17 protein-coding genes and 4 pseudogenes are annotated in these 21,294 nt (G+C 68.3%); 11 read left to right on the top strand and 10 right to left on the bottom strand.

Translation table 11 applies throughout. The features are described from left to right. The 3 genes and pseudogenes from AB0915_RS31315 to AB0915_RS31305 all read right to left on the bottom strand — a co-directional run. Positions 1-415, bottom strand: a pseudogene (locus tag AB0915_RS31315) (response regulator); the annotation flags it as partial. A gap of 92 nt (positions 416-507) precedes the next feature. Next, entirely contained in the window at positions 508-681 is a 174-nt protein-coding gene (locus AB0915_RS31310; protein ID WP_366694296.1) for a hypothetical protein, read from the bottom strand. A gap of 80 nt (positions 682-761) precedes the next feature. Further along, on the bottom strand, positions 762-1,253 hold the full coding sequence (locus AB0915_RS31305; RefSeq protein WP_366694295.1) for a GNAT family N-acetyltransferase: 492 nt from the start codon (positions 1,251-1,253) through the stop codon (positions 762-764). A 26-nt stretch (positions 1,254-1,279) separates the two neighbouring features. On the opposite strand from AB0915_RS31305, the gene AB0915_RS31300 reads away from it, so the two are divergent. The 8 genes from AB0915_RS31300 (at position 1,280) to AB0915_RS31265 (ending at position 11,921) form a co-directional block, all read left to right on the top strand. Continuing rightward, positions 1,280-1,801, top strand: a complete 522-nt coding sequence (locus AB0915_RS31300; protein WP_366694294.1) for a CGNR zinc finger domain-containing protein — start codon at positions 1,280-1,282, stop codon at positions 1,799-1,801. Positions 1,802-2,509: 708 nt separating this feature from the next. After that, positions 2,510-3,169 (top strand): GAF domain-containing protein, encoded by a 660-nt coding sequence (locus AB0915_RS31295; protein ID WP_366694293.1) that lies wholly within the window; start codon positions 2,510-2,512, stop codon positions 3,167-3,169. Positions 3,170-3,259: 90 nt separating this feature from the next. Further along, positions 3,260-4,918 (top strand): FAD-dependent oxidoreductase, encoded by a 1,659-nt coding sequence (locus AB0915_RS31290; protein WP_366694292.1) that lies wholly within the window; start codon positions 3,260-3,262, stop codon positions 4,916-4,918. After that, complete coding sequence (locus tag AB0915_RS31285; RefSeq protein WP_366694291.1) at positions 4,915-6,348, top strand: ATP-binding protein; 1,434 nt, start codon at positions 4,915-4,917, stop codon at positions 6,346-6,348. The genes AB0915_RS31290 and AB0915_RS31285 overlap by 4 nt, the downstream gene beginning before the upstream one ends. Before the next feature lie 364 nt (positions 6,349-6,712). Then, entirely contained in the window at positions 6,713-6,922 is a 210-nt protein-coding gene (locus AB0915_RS31280; protein WP_366694290.1) for a ferredoxin, read from the top strand. Then, positions 6,912-8,285, top strand: coding sequence for an FAD-dependent oxidoreductase (locus tag AB0915_RS31275; protein WP_366694289.1), 1,374 nt, complete (start codon positions 6,912-6,914; stop codon positions 8,283-8,285). The genes AB0915_RS31280 and AB0915_RS31275 overlap by 11 nt, the downstream gene beginning before the upstream one ends. A gap of 31 nt (positions 8,286-8,316) precedes the next feature. After that, positions 8,317-9,516 carry a cytochrome P450 gene (locus tag AB0915_RS31270; protein ID WP_366694288.1) on the top strand — a complete coding sequence of 400 codons (1,200 nt, stop codon included), beginning with the start codon at positions 8,317-8,319 and terminating at the stop codon, positions 9,514-9,516. Positions 9,517-10,469: 953 nt separating this feature from the next. Beyond that, positions 10,470-11,921, top strand: a complete 1,452-nt coding sequence (locus AB0915_RS31265; RefSeq protein ID WP_366694287.1) for an NAD(P)/FAD-dependent oxidoreductase — start codon at positions 10,470-10,472, stop codon at positions 11,919-11,921. A 183-nt stretch (positions 11,922-12,104) separates the two neighbouring features. Here AB0915_RS31265 and AB0915_RS31260 read toward each other — a convergent pair whose 3' ends face one another. From AB0915_RS31260 to AB0915_RS31250, 3 genes are all read right to left on the bottom strand, one after another. Further along, on the bottom strand, positions 12,105-13,718 hold the full coding sequence (locus tag AB0915_RS31260) for an alkaline phosphatase D family protein (RefSeq protein ID WP_366694286.1): 1,614 nt from the start codon (positions 13,716-13,718) through the stop codon (positions 12,105-12,107). Positions 13,719-13,813: 95 nt separating this feature from the next. Continuing rightward, positions 13,814-14,050 (bottom strand): hypothetical protein, encoded by a 237-nt coding sequence (locus AB0915_RS31255; RefSeq protein ID WP_366694285.1) that lies wholly within the window; start codon positions 14,048-14,050, stop codon positions 13,814-13,816. Positions 14,051-14,186: 136 nt separating this feature from the next. Next, positions 14,187-14,582 carry a GNAT family N-acetyltransferase gene (locus tag AB0915_RS31250; protein ID WP_366694284.1) on the bottom strand — a complete coding sequence of 132 codons (396 nt, stop codon included), beginning with the start codon at positions 14,580-14,582 and terminating at the stop codon, positions 14,187-14,189. A 979-nt stretch (positions 14,583-15,561) separates the two neighbouring features. On the opposite strand from AB0915_RS31250, the gene AB0915_RS31245 reads away from it, so the two are divergent. Then, on the top strand, positions 15,562-15,786 hold the full coding sequence (locus tag AB0915_RS31245; RefSeq protein WP_366694283.1) for a hypothetical protein: 225 nt from the start codon (positions 15,562-15,564) through the stop codon (positions 15,784-15,786). Between the two features lie 670 nt (positions 15,787-16,456). Here AB0915_RS31245 and AB0915_RS31240 read toward each other — a convergent pair. After that, positions 16,457-17,134 (bottom strand): annotated as a pseudogene (locus AB0915_RS31240) (peptidoglycan recognition protein); the annotation flags it as partial. A 400-nt stretch (positions 17,135-17,534) separates the two neighbouring features. Here AB0915_RS31240 and AB0915_RS31235 point away from each other — a divergent pair. Continuing rightward, positions 17,535-17,693, top strand: coding sequence for a hypothetical protein (locus AB0915_RS31235; protein WP_366694282.1), 159 nt, complete (start codon positions 17,535-17,537; stop codon positions 17,691-17,693). Between the two features lie 140 nt (positions 17,694-17,833). On the opposite strand, the gene AB0915_RS31230 is transcribed toward AB0915_RS31235, so the two are convergent. Both AB0915_RS31230 and fabV read right to left on the bottom strand, forming a co-directional pair. Continuing rightward, the gene (locus AB0915_RS31230) at positions 17,834-18,007 is read right to left on the bottom strand and encodes an NUDIX domain-containing protein (RefSeq protein ID WP_366694281.1); all 174 of its coding nucleotides are present in this window, start codon (positions 18,005-18,007) and stop codon (positions 17,834-17,836) included. A gap of 86 nt (positions 18,008-18,093) precedes the next feature. Beyond that, a complete protein-coding gene (fabV, locus tag AB0915_RS31225) occupies positions 18,094-19,314 on the bottom strand; it encodes an enoyl-[acyl-carrier-protein] reductase FabV (protein ID WP_366694280.1) in 1,221 nt (406 codons plus the stop codon). A 530-nt stretch (positions 19,315-19,844) separates the two neighbouring features. Here fabV and AB0915_RS31220 point away from each other — a divergent pair. Next, positions 19,845-20,943 (top strand): annotated as a pseudogene (locus AB0915_RS31220) (serine hydrolase domain-containing protein). Positions 20,944-20,972: 29 nt separating this feature from the next. On the opposite strand, the pseudogene AB0915_RS31215 reads toward AB0915_RS31220, so the two are convergent. Beyond that, positions 20,973-21,093, bottom strand: a pseudogene (locus tag AB0915_RS31215) (IS5/IS1182 family transposase); the annotation flags it as partial. Positions 21,094-21,294 lie beyond the last annotated feature (201 nt).

Raw genomic sequence — 21,294 nt, 5'->3', positions numbered from 1 at the left:
CCCGCCGGACCTACCGGTGCGGCGGGAGTCGGCGCCCCGAGCAGCAGACGACGCAGTTGCTCGGCCTGTGCGGCGAGCTGACGGTTCTTACCGTACAGATCCACGAAGACGTTGACCTTGGTGCGCAGCAGCCAGGGGTCGAATGGTTTCGTCAGGTCGGCGGCGCCGATCTCGTATCCCCAGTACAGGTAGTCCGTGTCGGCATCGGTCCCGGTGTCAGCAAGATGTTCGGCACGCCCTTGGTCTGGTCCAGGCGCTCAATGTTGGCGGCGGTCTCAAAGATGTCCATGCCAGGCATCAGTGCATCGACCAGCACAACCGCGAACTCCTGGCGCAGCATCGCTTTGAGGGCCACCCCTTCGGAGCGGGCGCGTACCAGCTGCTGGTCGAGCGACCCGAGTACAGCCTCTAGCGCCGTACTTCGCAGGTCGCAGATTCAGATGATCTGGCTGCCACCCCCAAACAGAGAGAGCCCGGAGGGCATGCTCTCCGGGCCCCGGCAAACGATCAGATGACCAGCGCCACCACCCCCACCGCCACGAACGCGACGCCGGCCAGCAGAACAGCGCCCGGCAGCACAATGAGCACCGCACCGAACACCAGCTGGCCCGTCGTACGGCGACCGACCTTAATGATCTCGGGGTCCACGGGGTCGTACGTGAGGACCTGAACTCTGCCCATGAGTCCGCCCGAGCATGAAGGTGCGCCTTGACTGCGACCGAGGGCAACGCGGCTGGTTGCCTCGTGCGGCGGGTCGCCTGTCACGGACGCCAGCACAGCGAGGGGTCGGGGTGGTCGACGAAACCCAGTGCACGGTAGAGCGGTTCACCGTCAGGAGACGCGTACAGATCCACTCGGGCGACCTCACGTTCCCGGAACCAGTCGAGCAAGCCCCGCATGATCGCGCGGCTGTGGCCGCGTCGTCGATACGTCGGATCGGTGACCACGCCGATGACGTGTCCAATCCGACCGTTGCGCAGGTGCGGGCCGGGCAGCCGTTGCTCAATAGTGCCGATGCCACAGGCGGCGAGGCCGTTGCCGCCGTCCACGACGAGGATCCGTACAGCGTCCGCTGTCAGCTGTTCCTTCAGCACCGCAGCAAGTGTGTCCCGCCAGTCGTCGTCTGCTGAGGACGGGTTGAAGAAGTCTCCGCCGAGGGTCTCGAACAGCAACGTCCGCAGGCGTACGAGCTCGGCGACATCGTTCTCCCCTCCCTGCCGTACTTCGGTGTGTTGTCCGGCGCGGTGTCCCATGCGGGCCAGAATGATGTAATGAGCTTATGCATCTCAACCCTTACGGCGAGGATGCCGTGAAGCTGGCTGCTGATCTCGCCAACCGACGCCCGGCAAACGCCGAGGAACTCGCGGACCGCTGCCGCGCCGCCGGGCTTGTGCTGGAGCATCCGGTCACGGCGAGGGACCTGGACCGTACCCAGTCCGCGCTGGGGGCGTGGGAGAAGGTCGTCGACGCCACCGACGAGCGCGAGCGCGCCGAGCTGGTCAACCGGATGCTGGCGGCAGCCTGCACCCACCCGCGGCTGACCGATCACGCCGACGACGGCTGGCACCTGCACTACCGCGACGACCGCCAGCCGCTCGGCGCCCTCCTGTTCTCGCTGATCTCCGTTGGCACCGCGCTGCACCTGGCAGGGCGGGGGATGCACCGGCTCCGGCGGTGCGCCCTGACCGAGTGCACCACGATCTTCGCCGACACCTCCCGCACCGGGCGGCAGCGTTACTGCTCCCAGCGCTGCGCCAATCGCGACGCGGTACGCCGGCACCGCGCGCGAGCCGCGCCGTGAATCGCACCCGGTGGCACGGTGAGTTGCAGCCTCGAGCCAGGACAAGCCGCAGTCGACCGAGGTGCGGGAAATCGACCGATAGATATGCCCGCGTAGTACGCCACGCCCCCCTTCGCACGGGCCAGCGAAGCCGCCCGAGCCCGCACCGGAACGCGAGCCCCGTTGCGGTGGGCGGCAGGGTTCAGCCCCTGTGCGGCCAACTCGTCGGCGAATCCCTTGGCGATCGGGCACGGCCGTGGCGTTTCCCGCAGCAAGAAGAGGCAACCCCCTTACAAACCGTCGCACGGGCGGGTGGGTACCACTGCTCCGCTATTCGCCCGGCCTTCTGCGAGCGGCGCAGGAAGTCGCCATAGCTGTCGGAGGCCGGCGGCTGAAGTGCGTCGAAGTGCGTCGGCGTCCGCACGGGCCGTTCCCCACCTCCTCGGCGGCCGGACTGCGCAGGGAGGGTCACGTCGAGCTCCGGCAGAGAGTCGCCCGCCATCGCGTCCGGTGCGGTCAGGCCGACGAGCACGGCCCTCCGGCGTTCCAGGCCGGCAGAGTTCACTGAGTGGTCGAGGGTGACGGCGCCGGGCACGGTGGTGCGCAGCGGGTCGGTCACCAGGCGGGCGCAGCACCCTTGGCCGTTGCCTTGCCTTGCCTTGCCGCGCCGGGCTGGCTTGGCAGCCTCGACTTCTGACCGGTTTTGTGCCTGAAATATACAGTTAATCCATGAATGCTCGGCTGGCCCTGCTTAACAGTGTGGAACGGGCCGTCACAGAGGGCGAGGTGCTGCGGCTCGCCCTTCAGCACGCCGTCGCCGAGCTGGACGGCCTGGGCGGGACGGTGCACCTGCGTGGTCCCATGTCGGCACTACGTCTGGTGTCAGTGGCCGGACTGCCTCCGGGCCTCGTCCGTCCGTGGGAGATCATCGACCAGAAGGACACCGCGGCCCCGGCCCGTGCCGTGCGCCAGGGTACTGGTGTATGGATGCTCCATACCCCCTCAGGCACCAGCCCTCCCACGTCGGCCAATGACTGGCCCGGGACGGGCCTGGCGGCTGTACCGGTGTTCGGCAGGGAGCAGCGCCCGGTCGGCGCCCTCACCGTCGTGGCAGGTGCTTCAGGAGAACCCACGGGGAAGCAGTGGGAATTCCTCACAGCGTTGGCCGCCTGGGCGAAGGAGCGGATGATCCAGGCCCCACCACCTGCTCGCCCCGCAAGGGAGGAGCCGAGCGGCAACTTCCTGCGGCAGGCACTCAGGGCCGTTCAGGTAGGCACCTGGGAGTGGAACAGCGGACGGCGAGCTGGTCCCTGGACCGAGCAGGACCGCACCCGCTGGGACCGCCGCCTCATCGGCCAAGGCGCCGAACTGCTCGCCGCGACGATCTGATGTTTCCCGCTGTCGGCGCAGCCCGTCCCTCCGACGCCACCATCGAACGGACAGCCGTCATTTCCCGGCCTTTGCGAGAATGATGGAGTCATGGCGAACCCGACGATCCTGACTGTCGACGACGACCCGGCAGTCTCCCGGGCGGTCGCCCGCGACATCCGGCGACAGTACGGCGACCGCTACCGAATCGTGCGCGCGCTCTCCGGCCGCGATGCCCTTGAAGCACTGCGCGAGCTCAAGCTCCGTGGTGATCAGCTCGCACTCATGCTCGCCGACTACCGCATGCCCCAGATGAACGGCATCGAGTTCCTCGAGGAGGCCATGGATCTCTTCCCGCTCGCACGTCGCGTGTTGCTGACCGCCTACTCGGACACGGAAGCGGCCATCGACGCAATCAACGTCGTGGATCTCGACCACTATCTCCTCAAGCCCTGGAGCCCGCCGGAACAGCACCTCTATCCGGTGATCGACACACTGCTGGACCTGTGGAACGCCACACCTGATCCGGGCGACACGGAGACCCGCGTGGTCGGGCACCGCTGGTCCGCGCCCTCCTTCGCGGTCCGTGACTTCCTCACCCGCAATCTCGTGCCCTATCGCTGGCTGTTGTCCGACGAGCCGGAGGGGAAGCGACTGCTGGCTGCCGCAGGGCTGTCCGCGACCGACGTACCGCTGGTCATCACCCCGGACGGAAAGCCTCTGGTCTCCCCCACCGAGCGGGAACTCGCCGCGCAGGTCGGACTCAGCACCGTTCCGGCCTCGGATTTCTACGACCTGGTGGTGGTCGGTGGGGGGCCTGCCGGTCTGGGAGCTGCCGTCTACGGCGCTTCGGAGGGACTCCGTACGGTCCTGGTGGAACAGCAGGCGACCGGCGGGCAGGCCGGGCAGAGCAGCCGTATCGAGAACTACCTGGGCTTCCCCGACGGCGTCTCCGGTTCCCAGCTGACCGAGCGAGCGCGCCGCCAGGCGCTGAAGTTCGGGGCGGAGATCCTCAGCGCGCAGCGAGCTGTCGCGCTGGAGGTGGCGGGATCGGGCCGGGTGCTGCATCTGGGTCCGGAGAGCTCGATTGCCGCGCACACCGTGGTCCTGGCCACCGGGGTGTCCTATCGGCGGCTGGCCGCCGCCGGGCTGCAGGAGTTCACCGGGGCGGGCGTCTTCTACGGGTCTGCGGTCACCGAGGCGCCCAGCTGCTCCGGGGACGATGTATACATCGTCGGCGGTGCCAACTCCGCGGGGCAGGCAGCGGTGTACTTCTCACGCTACGCACGGCGTGTTCACGTCCTCATCCGCCAAGGCGATCTGAACCGTTCGATGTCCAGCTATCTGGTCGACCAGATCAACGGCATCGCCAACATCGAGATCCACCCGTGGACCGAGGTGCTCGGCGGCGAGGGCGAAGGGCACCTGGAGCAGCTGACTCTCCGCGAGAGCCGGTCCGGCGCCGTGCGCACCATTGCCGCGTCCTGGCTGTTCATCTTTATCGGGGCCGAGCCGCATACCGAGTGGTTGGCGGGGGTGGTCACCCGCGATGAGCGCGGATTCGTGGTGACGGGCCCTGACCTGGTGGCCGGAGGGAAGCGTCCGCCCGGATGGCGGTTGCCGAGAGATCCGTACCACCTGGAGTCGAGCGTGCCCGGTGTCTTCGCTGCAGGGGATGTGCGCTCCTCCTCGGTCAAACGTGTCGCGTCGGCCGTCGGCGAGGGAGCCATGGCCGTCACGCTGGTGCACCGCTATCTGGAGGCGCAGTGACCACGTCAGCCCATCTGTCACCTGAGCAGTTGCGGACTCTGTTCCTGTTCGAGGAGCTCAGCGAGGAGCAGCTCGGCTGGCTGGCAGAACGCGGACGCACAGAGCAACGGCTCGCCGGAAGCGTGGTGTACAAGGAGGGCGAGTCGGCCACGTGTTTCTTCGTGCTGCTCAGCGGGGTGATCGCGCTCAGCCGGGTTCTGCACGGCGACGATGTGGAGGTCACCCGCACCGATCAGCGCGGTGTGTACAGCGGGGCAACTCGCTCGTACATCGGGGACCGCATCGAGCAGCGGTACCCCCACACCCTCCGGGCTGTCACTGACACCGAGTTCTTCGTGTTGCCCGCCGACGATTTCGCGTACGCGGTACGCACGTGGTTCCCGATGGCACTGCACCTGCTGGAGGGCTTGTTCTTCGGTACGCGCGCGGCCAATGCCATCGTCAATGAGCGCGAGCGGCTGCTGGCCCTGGCGTCGCTGTCGGCAGGCCTGACTCATGAGCTGAACAATCCTGCGGCAGCCGCTGTACGGGCCACCGCCGCTCTGCGGGAGCGAGTGGCCGGTATGCGCCACAAGCTCGCCATGATCGCTGACGGCCGGCTGGACGGATCCGAGCTGCATCGTCTCGTGGAGCTGCAGGACGATGCGGTTCAACGGGCAGCTACGGCTTCCGGTCTGCCCGCGCTGGCTGCTGCGGATGCGGAGGACGCCGTCGGCGACTGGCTCGAGGAGCATGGGGTCACAGAGGCGTGGGATCTGGCACCGACTCTGGTCGCCGCGGACATCAGCGTGCCGTGGCTGACCTCGGTGGCCGACACCATCGGCGAGGACAATCTGGGTTCCACGGTGCGGTGGCTGGCGTACACCATCGATGCGGAACTTCTGATGGGCGAGATCGATGATGCCGTGACCCGCATCTCGGGCCTGGTCGGCGCGGCAAAGCAGTACGCGCAGCTGGACCGGGCGCCGCAACAGACCGTGGATGTGCACACGTTGCTCGATGCCACCCTGACAATGCTGCGGGCGAAGATCCCGTCCAATGTTCTGGTGGTCAAGGACTACGGACACGAACTACCGCCGATTTCGGCCTTCGGCGCCGAGCTCAACCAGGTATGGACCAACCTGATCATCAACGCCGTGGACGCCATGCCTGCAGGGGGCACGCTGACGATTCGGACGTGGCGGGAGGATGCCCGCCTGCTCGTGGAGGTGGCCGACACCGGCTCAGGGATTCCGTCTGACATCAGACCCCGCATCTTCGAACCGTTCTTCACCACCAAACCGGTCGGTGAGGGCACCGGACTGGGGCTGGACATCTCCTACCGCATCGTGGTCAACAAACATCACGGGGACATCCGGGTCTCCTCGCAGCCTGGCGACACCCGCTTTCAGGTGTGTCTGCCGACCGACCCGCAGGACGAGGGCCCCTGAGGGTGCCGCTGGTAGCACCCTGCCCGCTTTCGGCCAGGTATCTGCGATTCATCGATCTGTGCGATGGCCACGGAGCCGGTCCCGGCCATGTGGCCGGGCAGCTGGCCACTCGGACCAACAGGGGTTCGGCCTCGCCCGCGGACTGCTGGTCCGGGTGGCCCTGTTGCGCACGGCGGACGACGGACACTGCGTCGCACCGCGTCACATCGTCTACGGCCTCGCGGACTGCCGCATCCACTCCTTGCGGGAACCACGAACGGGTAGGGGCGGGCGCCCGGTGCGACACGGGCCCCACGCGCGCCGGGTGTGACATCGGCGTAGAAAGAGAAGGGGACGCCGGTACGGACTCAAGGAGTGGCCAGCCATGCGGATCGTTGTGGACCTCACGCACTGCCAGGGCTATGCGCAGTGTGTCTTCCTCGCGCCGGAGGTGTTCGAGCTGCACGGTGAAGAGGGGTTGCTGTACGCCCCGGCCGTCCCGGACGACCAGGCCGAGCGCGTGCGCCAGGCTGCGGCGGCGTGCCCGGTCCAGGCCATCCTCGTCGGCGAAGAGGTGAGCGCCGGTGCCCGGTGATCTGCGGGACGGCCGCGTCGTCATCGTCGGCGCGTCGCTGGCCGGGCTGAGGGCCGCGGAGACGCTGCGCGAGAAGGGCTTCACCGGCTCACTGACCGTAGTGGGGGACGAGCCCTATCCGCCCTACGACCGGCCGCCGCTGTCCAAACAGGTGCTGCTCGGCAAGGTGCCGGCGGACACCACGGGGCTGCCGATGCGCCGGGATCCGGACGCCGACTGGCGGCTGGGAGTACGCGCCACCGGCCTGGACCCTCTCGGGAAGCGGGTGATGCTGGCCGACGGCGAGTCGCTGCCGTTCGACCGGCTGCTGATCGCCACCGGAACCCGGGCGCGGCCCTGGCCCAACCCGGATGAGGGCTCCCTGGACGGGGTGTTCACCCTGCGCACCCGCGACGAGGCCGGGGGGCTGGCCGAGCGGCTGGCTGCCGGGCCGGAGCGGGTGCTGGTGATCGGCGGCGGCTTCACCGGCTCGGAGATCGCTTCGGCCTGCCGGGAACGAGGATTGGACGTCACGGTCGCCGAACGCGGCCCCGCCCCCCTGGTGGGCGCGCTCGGCGGGACGCTGTCGAAGCTTGCGGCGGTCATGCAGCGCAACCACGGCGTGGATCTGCGCTGTGGGGTGACGGTCACCGCCCTGCGCGGGGACGGGAACGGCCGGTTCATCGGTGCGGACCTGTCCGACGGCAGCCGTGTCGACGCGGACGTGTGCGTCGTGGCGTTGGGGGCGGTCCGCAACGTCGAGTGGCTGGCGGAGTCCGGGCTGGCAGCGGGCCCCCGCGGGATCGCCTGCGACGCCGGATGCCGAGCCTTCAACATGTACGGGATCGTCACCGACGACGTCTTCGTGGCCGGTGACGTCTCCCGGTTCCCGCACCCGCTGTTCGGGTATCAGATGCTCTCCCTGGAGCACTGGGGCAACGCGGTCGCGCAGGCCGAAGTGGCGGCCCACAACATGGTCAATCCGGGGCCCCTGCGGCGCCCGCACCTCACCCTCCCGACGTTCTGGTCGAGCCAGTTCGGGCTCAACATCAAGTCGGTGGGCGTGCCGACCTTCTCCGACCAAGTGGTCATCGCCCAAGGTTCTCTGGAGGCACGCCGCCTGGCGATGGTCTACGGCTACCAAGGGCGGGTCACCGCCGCGGTCACCGTCGACATGGCCAAGTCGCTCGACTACTACCGGCACCTGATCGAGACGGCTGCCCCGTTCCCGCCCCCGCCCGGCGCGGCGGACCGTGCGATCGCGGCCGACATCCCGGTTCCGTCCGACGTGCCAGATCCGAAGGGGCTGTCCCATGGCCCCATCGTGGCGCTCACCGGCCACCTGCCCGATCTCCGACTGACCGTGGTGCACCCCACCGGCTGACCCGCGTCCCGCCCAACCACAAGGAGCCACCATGGACTCCGACACTTTGCTGGCACGGATCACTGACTACGTGAACCGCCCCAACCCCTACCCGCTGTACGCGGAACTCCGCGAGGCCGGTCCCGTGGTGCGGCAGGCAGACGGCAGCTATCTCATCGGCACCTACCACGAGATCGCCGCTCTGCTCCACGACCCTCGGATGAGTGCAGATCCGCGCTGCCGCACCGCCTCGTCTCCGTCCGCGGAGACGGCGAATCTGCCGTTCCTGCGGCTCGACGACCCCGAGCACCACAGGCTGCGCACCCTGACCATGCGCCCGTTCGGCCCGCCACACAGCCCGGGCCGGGTCGACGCCATGCGTGGCGAGATCGCCCAGCTCGCCAAGGAACTGATGGAGGACTTCCAGGCGGGCCGGCAGATCGACATCGTCGACGAATTCGCCTACCCGCTGCCCGTCACCGTGATCTGCCGTCTGCTCGGCGTGCCGCGCGAGGACGAGCCGCTGTTTCGGGCTTGGTCCGACACGCTGGTCACATCCGCCGACGTGAGGCCGGACGAGGACTCCACCGAGCGGAACCAGGCGGGCAACCAGGCGCGGATCGAGATGGGCCAATACTTGGTGGACCTCGCCGAGCAGCGCCGTGGCCACCCGACCGACGACATGCTCTCCGCCTTCGTCAACGAGCCGGATCCGGCCCTGCGACTCACCCGCGAGGAACTCGCGGAAACCGCCGTGCTGCTGTTGATCGCGGGACACGAGACCACGGTCAACCTGATCACCAACGGGGTGCTGACCCTGCTGCGCCACCCCGAGCATGTGGACCAGCTGCGTCGCGAACCCGACCTGCTACCGCAAGCGGTGGAGGAACTGCTGCGCTACGAACCCCCGGTCCACATGCGCGAGAGGATCCCCCGCGCCGACATCGACGTCGCCGGCACAACGATCCCCACAGGCACGTCCGTCGTACTGGTGCTGGCCTCAGGCAACCGCGACCCCAAGCGGTTCCACGAGCCCGACCGGTTCGACCCTGCCCGCCCGGACAACCAGCACTTCGGCTTCGGCAGCGGTATCCACCTGTGCTACGGCGCACCACTCGCCCGCATCGAAGCCGAGGCCGCGCTCGGCGCGCTGATCCCCCACCTGAGCACGGCACGCCTGATCCAGGACCCGCCCCCTTACCGGCAGAACGCCATGCTCCGCGGCCCCCGCCACCTGCCCATCCAACTATGACTCGGCTACGTGGCGGCACACGGCAAACAAGAGCGGCGGTCCGCCCCGTATCCCGCTCGTCGGACTCCGGCACTCGGGCTGCCTCCTGATCAGCCCGAACAGGGTCTCGTCGGCCCGGGGATGATCGAGGCGCGGACGCCGACTCCGGCGATGCTGCTCAGGACGCCGTGACGCCACACCGCGGCAGCACAGCCCTGACTGGTGGACCGCCTACGGCTGGCAGAACCGGGACGTCTCGGGGTGGTGCAGGCCGCTCCTCAGGTCACAGCCGGACCGCGCCAGGGCTTCTCAGCGCGCGGTACGCATCCGTAGCCCGCCGCATCCTCGCAGGCTCCGCGGCGATCGCAGAACGCACGATTCCCTTGACGAGGGACAGCGCAGGGCGGTGCGCATCCCCTACTCGCCGGACTGCTCGACGTCGCGGCCCACGCAGGCCATCGGCTGTCGAAGCCGTCCGTACACGGCTGGAACATCGGCGTAGCCCTGGATCCTTCTGCGGCAGTACCCACCGCCGAGACAGCTCTGCCGTGGGAGCGGATCGACCTCATTGCCGGACGGTTCAGCCACGTCGGCACCAGGACCCGCCTCGCACGACAACGGATCCGGATCGAGCTCATCGACACCGGCCGGTCACTGTTCCTCGACATCGACGACGAAGTGCACATCTACCCCGTGGAGCCCGCCGACCCCACTGGCTCCGGCCGTCCCAGCCGAGGCGGTACTGCGTCTGATCTACGGCAGCAACCGTTCCCTGGCTCCACTGACCACGGACGGCCCAGTCACCGGCGACGAGCCGCGCACCCTCTTCCCAGGCTTGTGAGTCGTGATCGCGGCAGTTGCTCCCCTTGATACCGCTCCTGCCCCGAACCGCGTCCCCCGGCCAGGGCGACGACCTGCGTCAAGCAATCGAATGAACGAATAAGCGATCAGCTCGATCGTGATAGGAAAAAAACATGAGCAAAGCACATGAACCTCAGGGAAACGGCACCTACGACGTGATCGTGCTCGGCGCCGGTCCGGTCGGCCAGAACATCGCCGACCGCGCCCGCGCGGGCGGCCTCAGCGTGGCCGTGGTGGAGCGGGAACTCGTCGGCGGGGAATGCTCCTACTGGGCCTGCGTACCCAGCAAGGCGCTGCTCCGGCCAGTCATCGCCGTTGCCGACGCCCGCCGCGTGGACGGCGCCCGGCAGGCCGTCACCGGCCGGCTCGACACGGACCGGGTCTTCGCCCGCCGCAATCGCTACGTCACCGACTGGGACGACAGTGGACAGGCCCGGTGGGTGAAGTCCATCGGCGCCTACCTGTTCCGCGGCCACGGCCGGATCGACGGTCCCCGCCGTGTCACCGTCACCCGCGACGACGGCGCGCGCCAGACCCTGACGGCCCGGCACGCGGTGGCCATCGCCACCGGCAGCCGGCCCGTGCTGCCCGACATCCCGGGCATCGGACAGGCCCGGCCCTGGACCAACCGGCACGGCACCGACTCCAGCACCGTGCCCGCACGGCTCGCCATCGTCGGCGGTGGCGGGGTCGGGGTGGAAATGGCCACCCTTTGGCAGGGCCTGGGCTCCCAGGTCACCCTGCTCGTCCGCCGCGCTCTGCTGCCCCGCATGGAACCCTTCGTGGGCGAGCTGCTCGAACGCAGTCTCACCGAGGCGAGCGTTGACGTGCGGATCGGTGTGCAGGTGACCGCCCTGCGCCGCCCGGACCCCACGGGACCGGTCACCCTCACCCTCGACGACGGCAGCGAACTGGAGGCCGACGAGGTCATGTTCGCCACCGGCCGAGCTCCCCATACCGACGACATCGGCCTCGACACGGTCGGCCTCGCCCCCGGCTCCTGGCTGGACGTGGACACCACCTGCCTGGTCGACGGGGTCGAAGGCGAATGGCTGTACGCACTGGGTGACGTCAACCACCGTGCGCTCCTCACTCACCAGGGCAAGTACCAGGCCCGGACCGCGGGCGACGCCATCGCCGCCCGCGCCGCCGGCCGGCCGCTGGACGATGCCCCCTGGGGCGACCACGCCACCACCGCCGACCAGCACGCCGTACCCCAGGTCTTCTTCACCGACCCCGAAGCGGCCGCCGTGGGCCTGAACGCCGAGCAGGCGGTCCGCGCCGACTACCGCGTCAAGACCGTCGATGTCGACTTCGGCGTCGTCCAGGGCGCCAACCTCTACGCCGACGGCTACCAGGGCCATGCCCGGATGGTCGTCGACCTCGACCGGGACGTCCTGCTCGGGGTCACCTTCGTCGGCCCCGGCGTCAGCGAACTCCTGCACTCGGCGACCGTGGCAGTCGCAGGGGAAGTCCCGCTCAAGCGGCTGAGGCACGCGGTCACCTGCTTCCCGACGGTCAGCGAGATCTGGCACTTCCTCCTTGCCGCCTACTGGCGTGACTGAGCCACGTCGCGGAAACACGGCTGCTGAACAGCACCATGGTGCGGGTGGGATTCCGAAGGATCAGCCGGCTCCGCAACGAGCGGAGCGTCATCCAGGCCATCACTTCGACCGTCGCCCACGCCGACCGGACCAGCACCACCCGCACCCGTACACTCAGTCAAGGTCGCCCTGCACCGCGCAGGACTACAGGCCGACTCGCCGTCGGCTGCGCTGCGCCTCCAGCCTGGTGCTCCACAGCGTGGCCCCGGCGGCGTCCCGCAGCGCGACGGTCAGCGCTCCGGAGGCGGCATCGATGTCGACCTGGCCGAAGAACTGGTACCCGTCAAGTGGCGAGGCGAGCGCCGACGGGTTCTTGGCGAACGCCAGCTGGGGGCCGAAGGTGGCGTCCAGCTTGTAGGGATGGGTAGTGGTGCCCGCGTTGAGCGGTCCGGCGACGAACTCCCAGAAGGGGTCGAAGTCCTGGAAGACGGCCCGCGCGGGGTCGTAGTGGTGGGCGGCGGCGTAGTGCACGTCCGCCGTTACCCACACCGTGTTGCGTACGGCGTGCCGCTGGAGGTGGCGCAGCACCTCGGCGATCTCCAACTCGCGGCCCTTGGGCCCACCGGGGTCGCCGTTGGCGACCCCCTCGATATTGGCGCCGTCCGGCACTACCAGGCCGACCGGCATATCGGCCGCGACGACCTTCCACAGAGCCTTGGAGCTGGCCAGCCCGCGCTTGAGCCACTCGGTCTGTCGGCGGCCCAGGATGCCGCCGTTCGGCTCGGTGTTGAGCTGAGGGCTGTTGGCGTCCCGGTAGGTGCGCATGTCCAGGACGAAGACATCGAGCAGCGGCCCATAGCTGATCCGCCGGTAGATGCGGCCCACCTCGTCGGCCGACTGGTCGTCGATCGGGAGGTACTCGAAGAAGGCCCGCCTGGCCCGGGCTGCGAGCACATCCACGCGCTTCTCGGTGTAGCGGGTGTCGGTGAGGATCTGGCCGGGATACCAGTTGTTGCGGACCTCGTGGTCGTCCCACTGGTAAATGCCGGGCACCTCCGCCGCGAAAGCGCGAACGTTGTCGTCCAGCAGGTTGTAGCGAAAGTTCCCGCGGTACTCGGCCAGTGTCTCGGCGACCTTGGACTTCTCCTCGGTGACCAGGTTGTGCCAGACCCGGCCGTCGGGCAGAGTCACGGTCTCCTGGAGCGGCCCGTCGGCGTAGATAGTGTCGCCGCTGTGCAGGAAGAAGTCCGGTTTGGCCTGCCGCATGGTCTCGAAGATTTCGATGCCGCCGAGGCCGGGATTGATACCCCAGCCCTGGCCGACCATGTCGCCGGACCAGACAAAGCGGATGTCGCGGCGTGGACCGTGCTGGTCGGGGGCGGCACGGAAGGAGCCGGTCACCGCGGCGCCGGTGCGGCGGGCGTCGGCCGGGTCCTGGAAGGACACCCGGTACCAATGCCGCTCGCCCGCGGCCAGACCGCTGATCTTGACGTGGCCCGTGAAGTCGCTGTCCGGGGTGACGACCGGCCCCCGGACCCGCTGAGCGTCGTGGAACCGCGGGTCGCGGGCCACCTCAACCACCATTTGGGCCGTACGGTCGGCCCGCGCCCAGACGACAGCGCTGCGGCCGACGACATCGCCGACCTGCACGCCGTGGCTGACCTCAGGTCGGCCGGACAGCACCAGCCCGGACGAGCTCGCGGCATAGGCACGGGGAGCGGTCAGACCGCCGACGACAGCGGCACCGGCGGTGCCGGCGGCAAGGAGGCTGCGGCGGCCCAGAAGACGGGAGAAGGACACATGCTCGTGTGTGGGCATGCGGAAGATCATTCGGAGGTCTTGTGAACGCCGGTGCCGCACCACACAAAGTCCTGTTGAACGGTCAGCATCAGCCGTACGGCAGATTGCTGACTTTACGTCAGCCCCAGGATAAGGAAGCGGAGGAAGGAGGTGGCCACCGCCTCGTCGCCGCTGCTCCACTCGCGCCGCGGCGGCTGCATCTTCCACAGCAGCAGAAGCAGGTCGGCTCCCTCGCCGCGGACCGGTCGCCAGTTCGCGGGGAGCACCCAGCAGCGGGAAACGCCCGCTCCACCGGAGGCGGGGATGAGCACCGCCAGCAGAACAACAGGTACAACAAGGTAGAGCTTCATAGTCCTTTCCTGGGCGTCGGACCCACGCCGGACGCCTCGCCACCACTCGCGCGCCATGTGAACACACAGACGCTGGCTGACGGCCTCTCCCCCGACCTCTCGGCGACGCACCGGCAAGGTCCGGGAGACGCAAAGATCAGAGGGCGATCAGCCCTGCTGCCGTTCCCTTGAAACCGCAGACGTCGAAGTAGAACGATCGCAAGTGTTCTTCGAAGTCAACATGCAGCCACTCGCATTTGGCGGCACGAGCTCCTTCAGCAGCCGTTGCAACCAGCGCACCTCCAATCCCCTGCGACCGGCTGCGCTGAGCCACGACCGTGTCCAGGATGAAGGCATGAACACCGCCGTCCCAGACAACGTTGACAAAACCGATCAGGCAGTCGCCCTCCCACGCACAGACCCAACCAAGGCTGTGACGTTGCAGTCTTGCGCGCCAATCAGTCTGTCCGCGCGGGTGATCAAACCCTTCAGCATGCAACTCATTGAGGGCTGAGTTCTCGAAGTCACCTCGCCACTCATACGCGATCGTCACAGGGGGAACATAGTGGCTGCCCCATCCCGATGCCCAGTCGGGCCAGACGCAGGAAGTATTCGCGTTCGCTTTCGTCCAGCTGCAGGGCGTGGGCCACGGCGTCCATGGCCTCGTCGAAGACGTTGCGGTTGCGACCCTGCTACAGGCGCGTGCACAGTCCACGCTGCCCCGGCCAGGTGAGCCAGTCTCTCCCGCCGCAGCCCCGCACCCGGCGAGCGCTGACGAGTTCCTCGTTGGCGTGGGCCCGTAGATCCCAGCGGTGTCGATGAGCGTGACGCCCAGGTCGAGCGCCCGGTGTGCCGGTGAATGGTGCGGGTCGACTCGGCGTCGTCCCCATGCCTGCCTTGCCGTAGAAACCGGACGTCGTCATCGCACTCAGACCGATGCGGAGGACCTGCAGATCCCCCAGTTCGATGTGCTTCATGACTGTGACCGCCGTCCCGAGCCCGTACGCCTGGTGCGCCTCCGGACCGCCGCCTTCACGGCACGTACCGGTGCAGGACGTGGCCGGCCGGGTCGGTGCGTAGAGGTGGCCACGGATGGGTCTCCTGGAAGGAAGGGATCGGGGAGCGGTGTTCCGATGTGGGACAGGGCTCCCGCAATTTCTGCACCAGGTATGTGCGCAGGCCAGCTTCCAAGCCTCCTCGAGGCCCCACCAGACGTGATCACGCCTTGAACCGCGGGGTCGGGAACGCGACGAGTCGGTGCCGCATAGCCCATCGTTCGCGCCAGGTACTCTTCGAAGAGGTCGGCGTGCTGATCATCCGTTGGGTCGGCAGGGCCGACGGGTCCTCTCGCCGAGGATGCGGTGGAGCGGGCCGCACGGACGTGGTGACCGTTGGCGAACGCTCGACCACCGAGGGCAACCCCGAGCGACCCATGCGCGCGGCGCCTCCTTGATCGACTTGATCAAGGAGCCCGCGCGGCGCTTCGACCACGTCGACCTGCGGCGCGGGAAGAACAGCGGCATTCTGGTTGCATGAGTGGTGCGATGATCATCGTGGACACACCGTCCCCCACAGGTGGGCGGATAGTGAGCGTGCACCGGAGCGGCGGGGACGAAGTCCTTGGGCTGGCCCACTCCGATCGCGATGTGGTGGCGTTCCTTGAGGGCGCCGGCCTGTCGGACCCGGAAGAAGTTCTTGACGATCCTCGGTGGGTGGAGTGGCGAGGCAGCCCAGCGCACCGGTGGCCCCCCGCATAGGCACTCCGGGTACACGGAAATAGGCGCCGGCGGGCAGGGCGTCACAGCCTTCAGTCCGCGAAAGGTGAAACGCTGGGGGTGCGGTGAAGGACGCTCATCCTTCGAACGATGAGTCCTCCCCACACAGCGCGGGCCGCTGGTACGAGACCCGCTCCGTCGAAGACCCCGGATCAACGGCAGGCAACCTTGCTCAGGACTCCGAGGGCCGGACCCAGGGCACGCGGAAGCGGAACAGGCAGTGGCCGAGTGCGGGACCTCCGCCCCCGCCGCGCATCTCGTGATTCTCCGTTCGAGCGGCGTTTGTCGTTACCGTGAGTGGCCACCGCGGGCGGATCGGCTCCAGATACCACCGGCTTCGGTATCAGACGGATGGCGGTGACTTGCCGGTAGCCGAGAGCCTGGGATATCAGCCGCGCCAGAGCCAGAAGGGCGAGCTGGAGTGGCCTCAGCTTGTCCGGAGCCATTGCTGCACCCACGGACGGTCGAGTCCGTGGTAGGAGCCGATATGACAAGCGGCTGGACTCTCGGGCGTAACCGCAGGCGCCGGTCCCCCACACGCCGTGCGTCCGCCTTGTCACCGCACCCCAAAACCGAGGTCATGGGCCTTTGCCAAGGTGCCTACGAAGCCGACGGTCCGCACATTTCATGCGCACCGGATTCTGATGAATCGTCACTTAACGCCTCGGTGGAGGCTCTGCAAGCCCGGGGGAAGCCCGGCACCAGAGGATGCGCGTGGAGACCGTCCCTGGAGGCCGGCAGCCATGGTACGGATCGCAGGGAGTCGGGCGAAAAGCGCCTCCCCTGGGCAGTCAGTGGCATAGCCGTCGCGGTGGCCGGAAATGGCATCGAATTCGGCTGAAGTTCCTTTCGTATAACGGCTCTTGTCATTCGTGGACGTGAGCCGCACCTTGCTGGTGGGGTCGATGCCGCGCAGGCTGAGTTTCCAGGCTGCGAGGGCCGCGATCGCATGTTCCATGGCTGCGGGCACTGGCGCCCCTCTTCCGAAGGTGCCAATCGCCGCGATCCCCACGGTGCCTTGGTTGAACCCGATGGTATGGGAGCCGATGACGGGACGGTCCGCACCGCCGGCACGGCCTTCGTAAATGGTTCCGCATTTGTCGACGAGGAAGTTGTAGCCGAGGTCTCCCCATCGCCGGTCACGGGTCTGGCCCGTATACAGATTGCGCAGGGTACGCGGGACGTCCGCGCAGTCATAGCCGTTGGGGGTGTCGGTGTGATGGATGAAGACCGCTGCCACCCCTTCCGCGTAGTGGGCATGGGGGTCGCGCTGGGTCTCGTCGGCTTGCCATTGGGTCCGCGACACGATGGCGGGCCGAGGAGCTGCATGGGGGAATGCCACTGCTGTCACTCCGAGGGCTGGGAACAGCCGCGCGGCTTCGATAGCCGGCTCCGGAAGTGATCCGGCCCGCCACATCGAAAGCGAAAGAGGGCCTCCCGGCATCGTCCCTCCGACGGCACCGGCCGTCGTCACCCCGGCCGGTGCCACCACAAGAGGAAGTGCCATAGGAATCGTGAGCCACAGTGCTATTCGGTACAAACGCACAGGAAAAACCTTCTTTAGTCTTTCGCCGAGTGGACGGCGGGAGCGCGTATGGCCAATAGCTTTGCCACGGAAGGTTCGCTGCGCGCGCCGGGTTACTGCAGTCAGGCGAGCATGCCGACACACCTACCAGCTCCCGCCAAGGGGCCGAGGGTGAGCCGATCCGACATCAGGAGGGTGAGGTGCGATGAGCGACAACCATGGCCTCCACCATGTCGGTGAGCCGATGGATGCTGCACCGGAGGTTTCGCGCCAGCCGGCTTCCCTTCATGGCGTCCATAGCCTGCTCGCCGGCCCGGCGGATTTCGGCATGCGTGCTGTTGCCGCCGCCGCTTCCCCCGCTTGAGCCGACGCCCTCACACGGCACCCGGACCTGGGAGCCGGCGCCCCGGTACGACTTGCCTTCGACGGGTCGGTCACCTCCAAGCCGCGCCTCACCATCACAGCCGGTCGGCTCCCGCGCCGGTCGGGAGAGTGCCGAGGGAGTCAGTTCTCGGGACGCGCGGGGTCGAAGCCGTGCTGCAGGTAGACAGTGCTGCCCTCTTCGATACCCAGCTCTTCCCTGACCTCGCGCCGGGCTGCTTGCGGTGGGTCCTCCCCTGCGCCCAGCCCGCCGCCGGGGATCTCCCAGGTGTCGTCACGGCAGGACGGTTTGACCACCAGGATCGAGCAGTCTCCTTCGAGACGTTACGGCCGACGGACGAGGGGGGCGTCGAACGGTGGGTGCATGGCGTTCCTCCTGGGTGTCAGGAGGTGGGCTGGGGCCAAGGGACGTCGATCTCGACGGGCGCGGCGTAGTCGATGCCGGGCACGGCGAATCCGTAGAGCTGCTGCACCTGGACGGTGAACCAGTCGAGGGCGGCGAGGGTCGGGATGTTCTCCGTGGTGGCGGCCTTCCAGCATTCGGCGACGGCCTCTTGGACGGCGGGGGTCAGCTCCCAGGTGTCGAGGCGGATGCGGTCCTCGTCGTCGACGTCGAGGGGCGCGGTGCCGGTGAGTTGGTCCCAGAGTTGGGTGAGCTGGGCGATCGGCGGGACCATGGCGTCTTCGAGGACGCCGCGCAGCAGCCCGACATAGAGTGCGATGCCGGGAATGGCCGTGCTGGACTGGGTGACGGCGGCCCCGTTGACTGAGGTCAGGGCTCGGCCGTCGACTTCCTTGACGAGCCGGTCGTTCAGGTCCCGGGCGGTCTGTTCCAGATGGGCCTTGGCCACACCAATGGTGCCCTGCCGGTAGATCGCGGCGGTCAGCGGCGACCCGATGTAGGACAGGGCGACAGTGGCGAACCCTTGTGCCAACAGGTCGTGCCCGGCGAGGTGGTCGATCCAGCGGGCCCAGTCCGTGCCGCCCATGACGGCGACGGTCTGCTCGATGTCGTCGCCCTCGGCCGGCCCGGTCTCGACTGTCGTGACTTCGGGTGCCCCATCGCCGTCGAAGACGAGGGTCTTGGTGCGGTACGCCTCACCGATCGGCTTGAGCACGGACGCGTACGTAGCACTGGTATCGGGATCGATGCGGCGTGGGGCTGCAACGGAATAGACGAGGTAGTCGAGCTTCCCGCCGAACCGCTCGTCGAGGAGGTCGGCGACCTGGTCCTTCAGGGTGTCGGAGAACGCGTCGCCGTTGAGAAACACGAAGTCCCGCCCGTGCTTCACGGCCAGCTCGGCCGTTGCGGCAGTCCGGTACCAGCCGGCCGTTGCGGTTCGGCGGCCGGGCGCCCTCTCGAAGGACACGCCGACGCCCCGGATGCCGGCCCTGGCGAGTCCTGCGATGGTGGCGGCCAGCCCGTACCCGGCGGACGAGCCGATCACAAGCGCGACGGGTGCCTCGTCCGCGTCCGTACGACCCTCCTGCGCCGGTTCGGGGACGGCCTGCCACATGTCCTGGACGAGCCGGGTGCAGCCGGCCGGGTGTGAGTCGAGGAACAGGAAGCCGCGGGAACGGGAACTGACGATGCGTTCGGTCATGAGAGGTTGTCCTTGCCGGTCGACATGTCCAGGGGTGCAGCGACCACCGGAGCGCTCACCGCGTGCTGCAAGTCTCGGACCGTGCGGACCCGGCGGTCACGTTGTCGGGAACAGTAATGATGAGGCGACCTTGGAGAGTTTCCACCATTGCGAGCAGGGCCAGACCGGCCACGCCCGGCCTCGGCCCCGGCCCGGCTCCGGCACCGGCACCGGACAGGACTCCGAGATCCAGGGCGAGTCTGGCGGGTCGGCGTCGGCGCTACAGACTCTGTCGCATCTGCTTCCCTGACACCGCCCCTGCGGCCAGGGCGTCCCCGCCCTGTTTCCCCATCGGCTGAGTGCTCCGGGGGGGGTAGCCCTACCTGGAGCGGGCAGGTAGCAGGATCGCCCCCGACGGCCGCATCCGGAAATGCTGGGCCCGGCACATGCCGCTGGTTTCCCTACGATTCCCGAGGAGTTGACTCGTGCGCGAGCAGGCACAGCAGAGGTCCCGTTCGTCCAGGCGGCAGCGGGGCGGTCGGCGCAGAGCCGTGCCGGCCGCGACCGCGGTGGTCGTCGGCGTCATGACGATGGGTGCCCTGGCGCCGCCCGCGGCATTTGCCGCCGCCAGGCCGGACACCGTCCAGCAGGGCCTGAACGCGCTGGTGCACACCGACGGGATGCCCGCCGCGATGGCGAGCGTCAAGGGCCGTGAGGGCCACACCCGGACCTACATCGCAGGGGTCGGCGACCTGGCCAACGGTGCGAAGGTGCCCAAGGACGGTCAGGTGCGGGTCGGCAGCAACACCAAGGCGTTCACCGCGGTGGTCGTGCTGCAACTGGTCGGTGAAGGGAAGATCGGCCTCGACGCCCCGGTCGACACCTACCTGCCGGGCCTCGTCCGCGGGGAGGGGATCGACGGACGCCACATCACCGTCCGTCAGCTCCTGCAGCACACCAGCGGACTTCCCGACTATCTCAACTACGACATTCAGCCTCGGTACTTCGAACCCCGCGAGCTCCTCGACATCGCTCTCCAACACAAGGCCGACTTCGCCCCCGGGACGAAATGGGAGTACAGCAACACGAACTACGCTGGCCGGCCTGATCATCCAGAAGGTCACCGGCCGCCCGCTTGCCGAGGAGATGGACCAGCGCATCATCAAACGCATCGGGCTGCGCCACACCTATTTCCCTGCCCCCGGTGACATGACCATCCGAGAGCCTCATCCCAAGGGCTACTACCAGGATTCAGCAGACGCGCCTCTGAGCGACGTCACGGAAATGGACCCCTCCTGGGCCTGGGCGGCAGGTCAGATCATCTCCACCAACTCCGACCTCAACCGGTTCTTCACCGCGCTCCTGGCCGGCCGCCTCCTCCCGGCGGCCCAGCTCGCCCAGATGCGCACCACCGTCCCCGCCGGACACCCCTTTGGCTCCGGCACCCGCTACGGACTGGGGCTCGTGAGCACGCCGCTGTCGTGCGGCGGTGTCTCCTGGGGCCACGGCGGTAGCTTCCCGGGATACGAGACCCGGGGCGGAGTCACCGACGACGGCCGCGCCGCCAACGTCGCGGTGACCATCCAGCCGACCGACAAGGCAGCCATGAAGCATGTCGAGAGTGTCGTGGACACGGCCCTGTGCCGCTGAACCGCGCCTGTGAGGGACCAGCCGGCGAGTCAAGAGCGTAGCCAGAGACGTACGACAGCAGCGGTCACGGCGCCGTGGAAGACGTACGCCCTCTTTGTCACAACGCGTGGCCACGGCCCGGTAGATCCTCAACCGGTTGACCCCCTGCTCGAACGAAGCCGAGAGCTTGGGGAAGGAGCTACCAGGGCTTGTGGCCAACGCGGCGAGCGGGCGTGCTGCTGGGCGGCGCGACGGGGCAAAGCTTGCCGGGAGGGCCACTAGGGCCTGTTCCGGGTTGAGATCACTCGGTGGGGCGGAGGCTGCGGATCCAGATGAGGGAGCCGCGTAGGTGGAGCCCTGCGAGGTAGCTGG

Source organism: Streptomyces sp. NPDC048411 (assembly GCF_040704695.1).
GTDB lineage: Bacteria > Actinomycetota > Actinomycetes > Streptomycetales > Streptomycetaceae > Streptomyces.
This window is presented reverse-complemented; position numbering and strand designations above follow the sequence as displayed.

What these genes read in the sequence shown, in the direction of transcription:
- AB0915_RS31310 (WP_366694296.1), bottom strand. Translation starts at nt 681, where the DNA reads ATGGGCAGAGTTCAGGTCCTCACGTACGACCCCGTGGACCCCGAGATC.
- AB0915_RS31305 (WP_366694295.1), bottom strand. Translation starts at nt 1,253, where the DNA reads ATGGGACACCGCGCCGGACAACACACCGAAGTACGGCAGGGAGGGGAG.
- AB0915_RS31300 (WP_366694294.1), top strand. Translation starts at nt 1,280, where the DNA reads ATGCATCTCAACCCTTACGGCGAGGATGCCGTGAAGCTGGCTGCTGAT.
- AB0915_RS31295 (WP_366694293.1), top strand. Translation starts at nt 2,510, where the DNA reads ATGAATGCTCGGCTGGCCCTGCTTAACAGTGTGGAACGGGCCGTCACA.
- AB0915_RS31290 (WP_366694292.1), top strand. Translation starts at nt 3,260, where the DNA reads ATGGCGAACCCGACGATCCTGACTGTCGACGACGACCCGGCAGTCTCC.
- AB0915_RS31280 (WP_366694290.1), top strand. Translation starts at nt 6,713, where the DNA reads ATGCGGATCGTTGTGGACCTCACGCACTGCCAGGGCTATGCGCAGTGT.
- AB0915_RS31270 (WP_366694288.1), top strand. Translation starts at nt 8,317, where the DNA reads ATGGACTCCGACACTTTGCTGGCACGGATCACTGACTACGTGAACCGC.
- AB0915_RS31265 (WP_366694287.1), top strand. Translation starts at nt 10,470, where the DNA reads ATGAGCAAAGCACATGAACCTCAGGGAAACGGCACCTACGACGTGATC.
- AB0915_RS31260 (WP_366694286.1), bottom strand. Translation starts at nt 13,718, where the DNA reads ATGCCCACACACGAGCATGTGTCCTTCTCCCGTCTTCTGGGCCGCCGC.
- AB0915_RS31255 (WP_366694285.1), bottom strand. Translation starts at nt 14,050, where the DNA reads ATGAAGCTCTACCTTGTTGTACCTGTTGTTCTGCTGGCGGTGCTCATC.
- AB0915_RS31245 (WP_366694283.1), top strand. Translation starts at nt 15,562, where the DNA reads ATGAGTGGTGCGATGATCATCGTGGACACACCGTCCCCCACAGGTGGG.
- AB0915_RS31235 (WP_366694282.1), top strand. Translation starts at nt 17,535, where the DNA reads ATGAGCGACAACCATGGCCTCCACCATGTCGGTGAGCCGATGGATGCT.
- fabV (WP_366694280.1), bottom strand. Translation starts at nt 19,314, where the DNA reads ATGACCGAACGCATCGTCAGTTCCCGTTCCCGCGGCTTCCTGTTCCTC.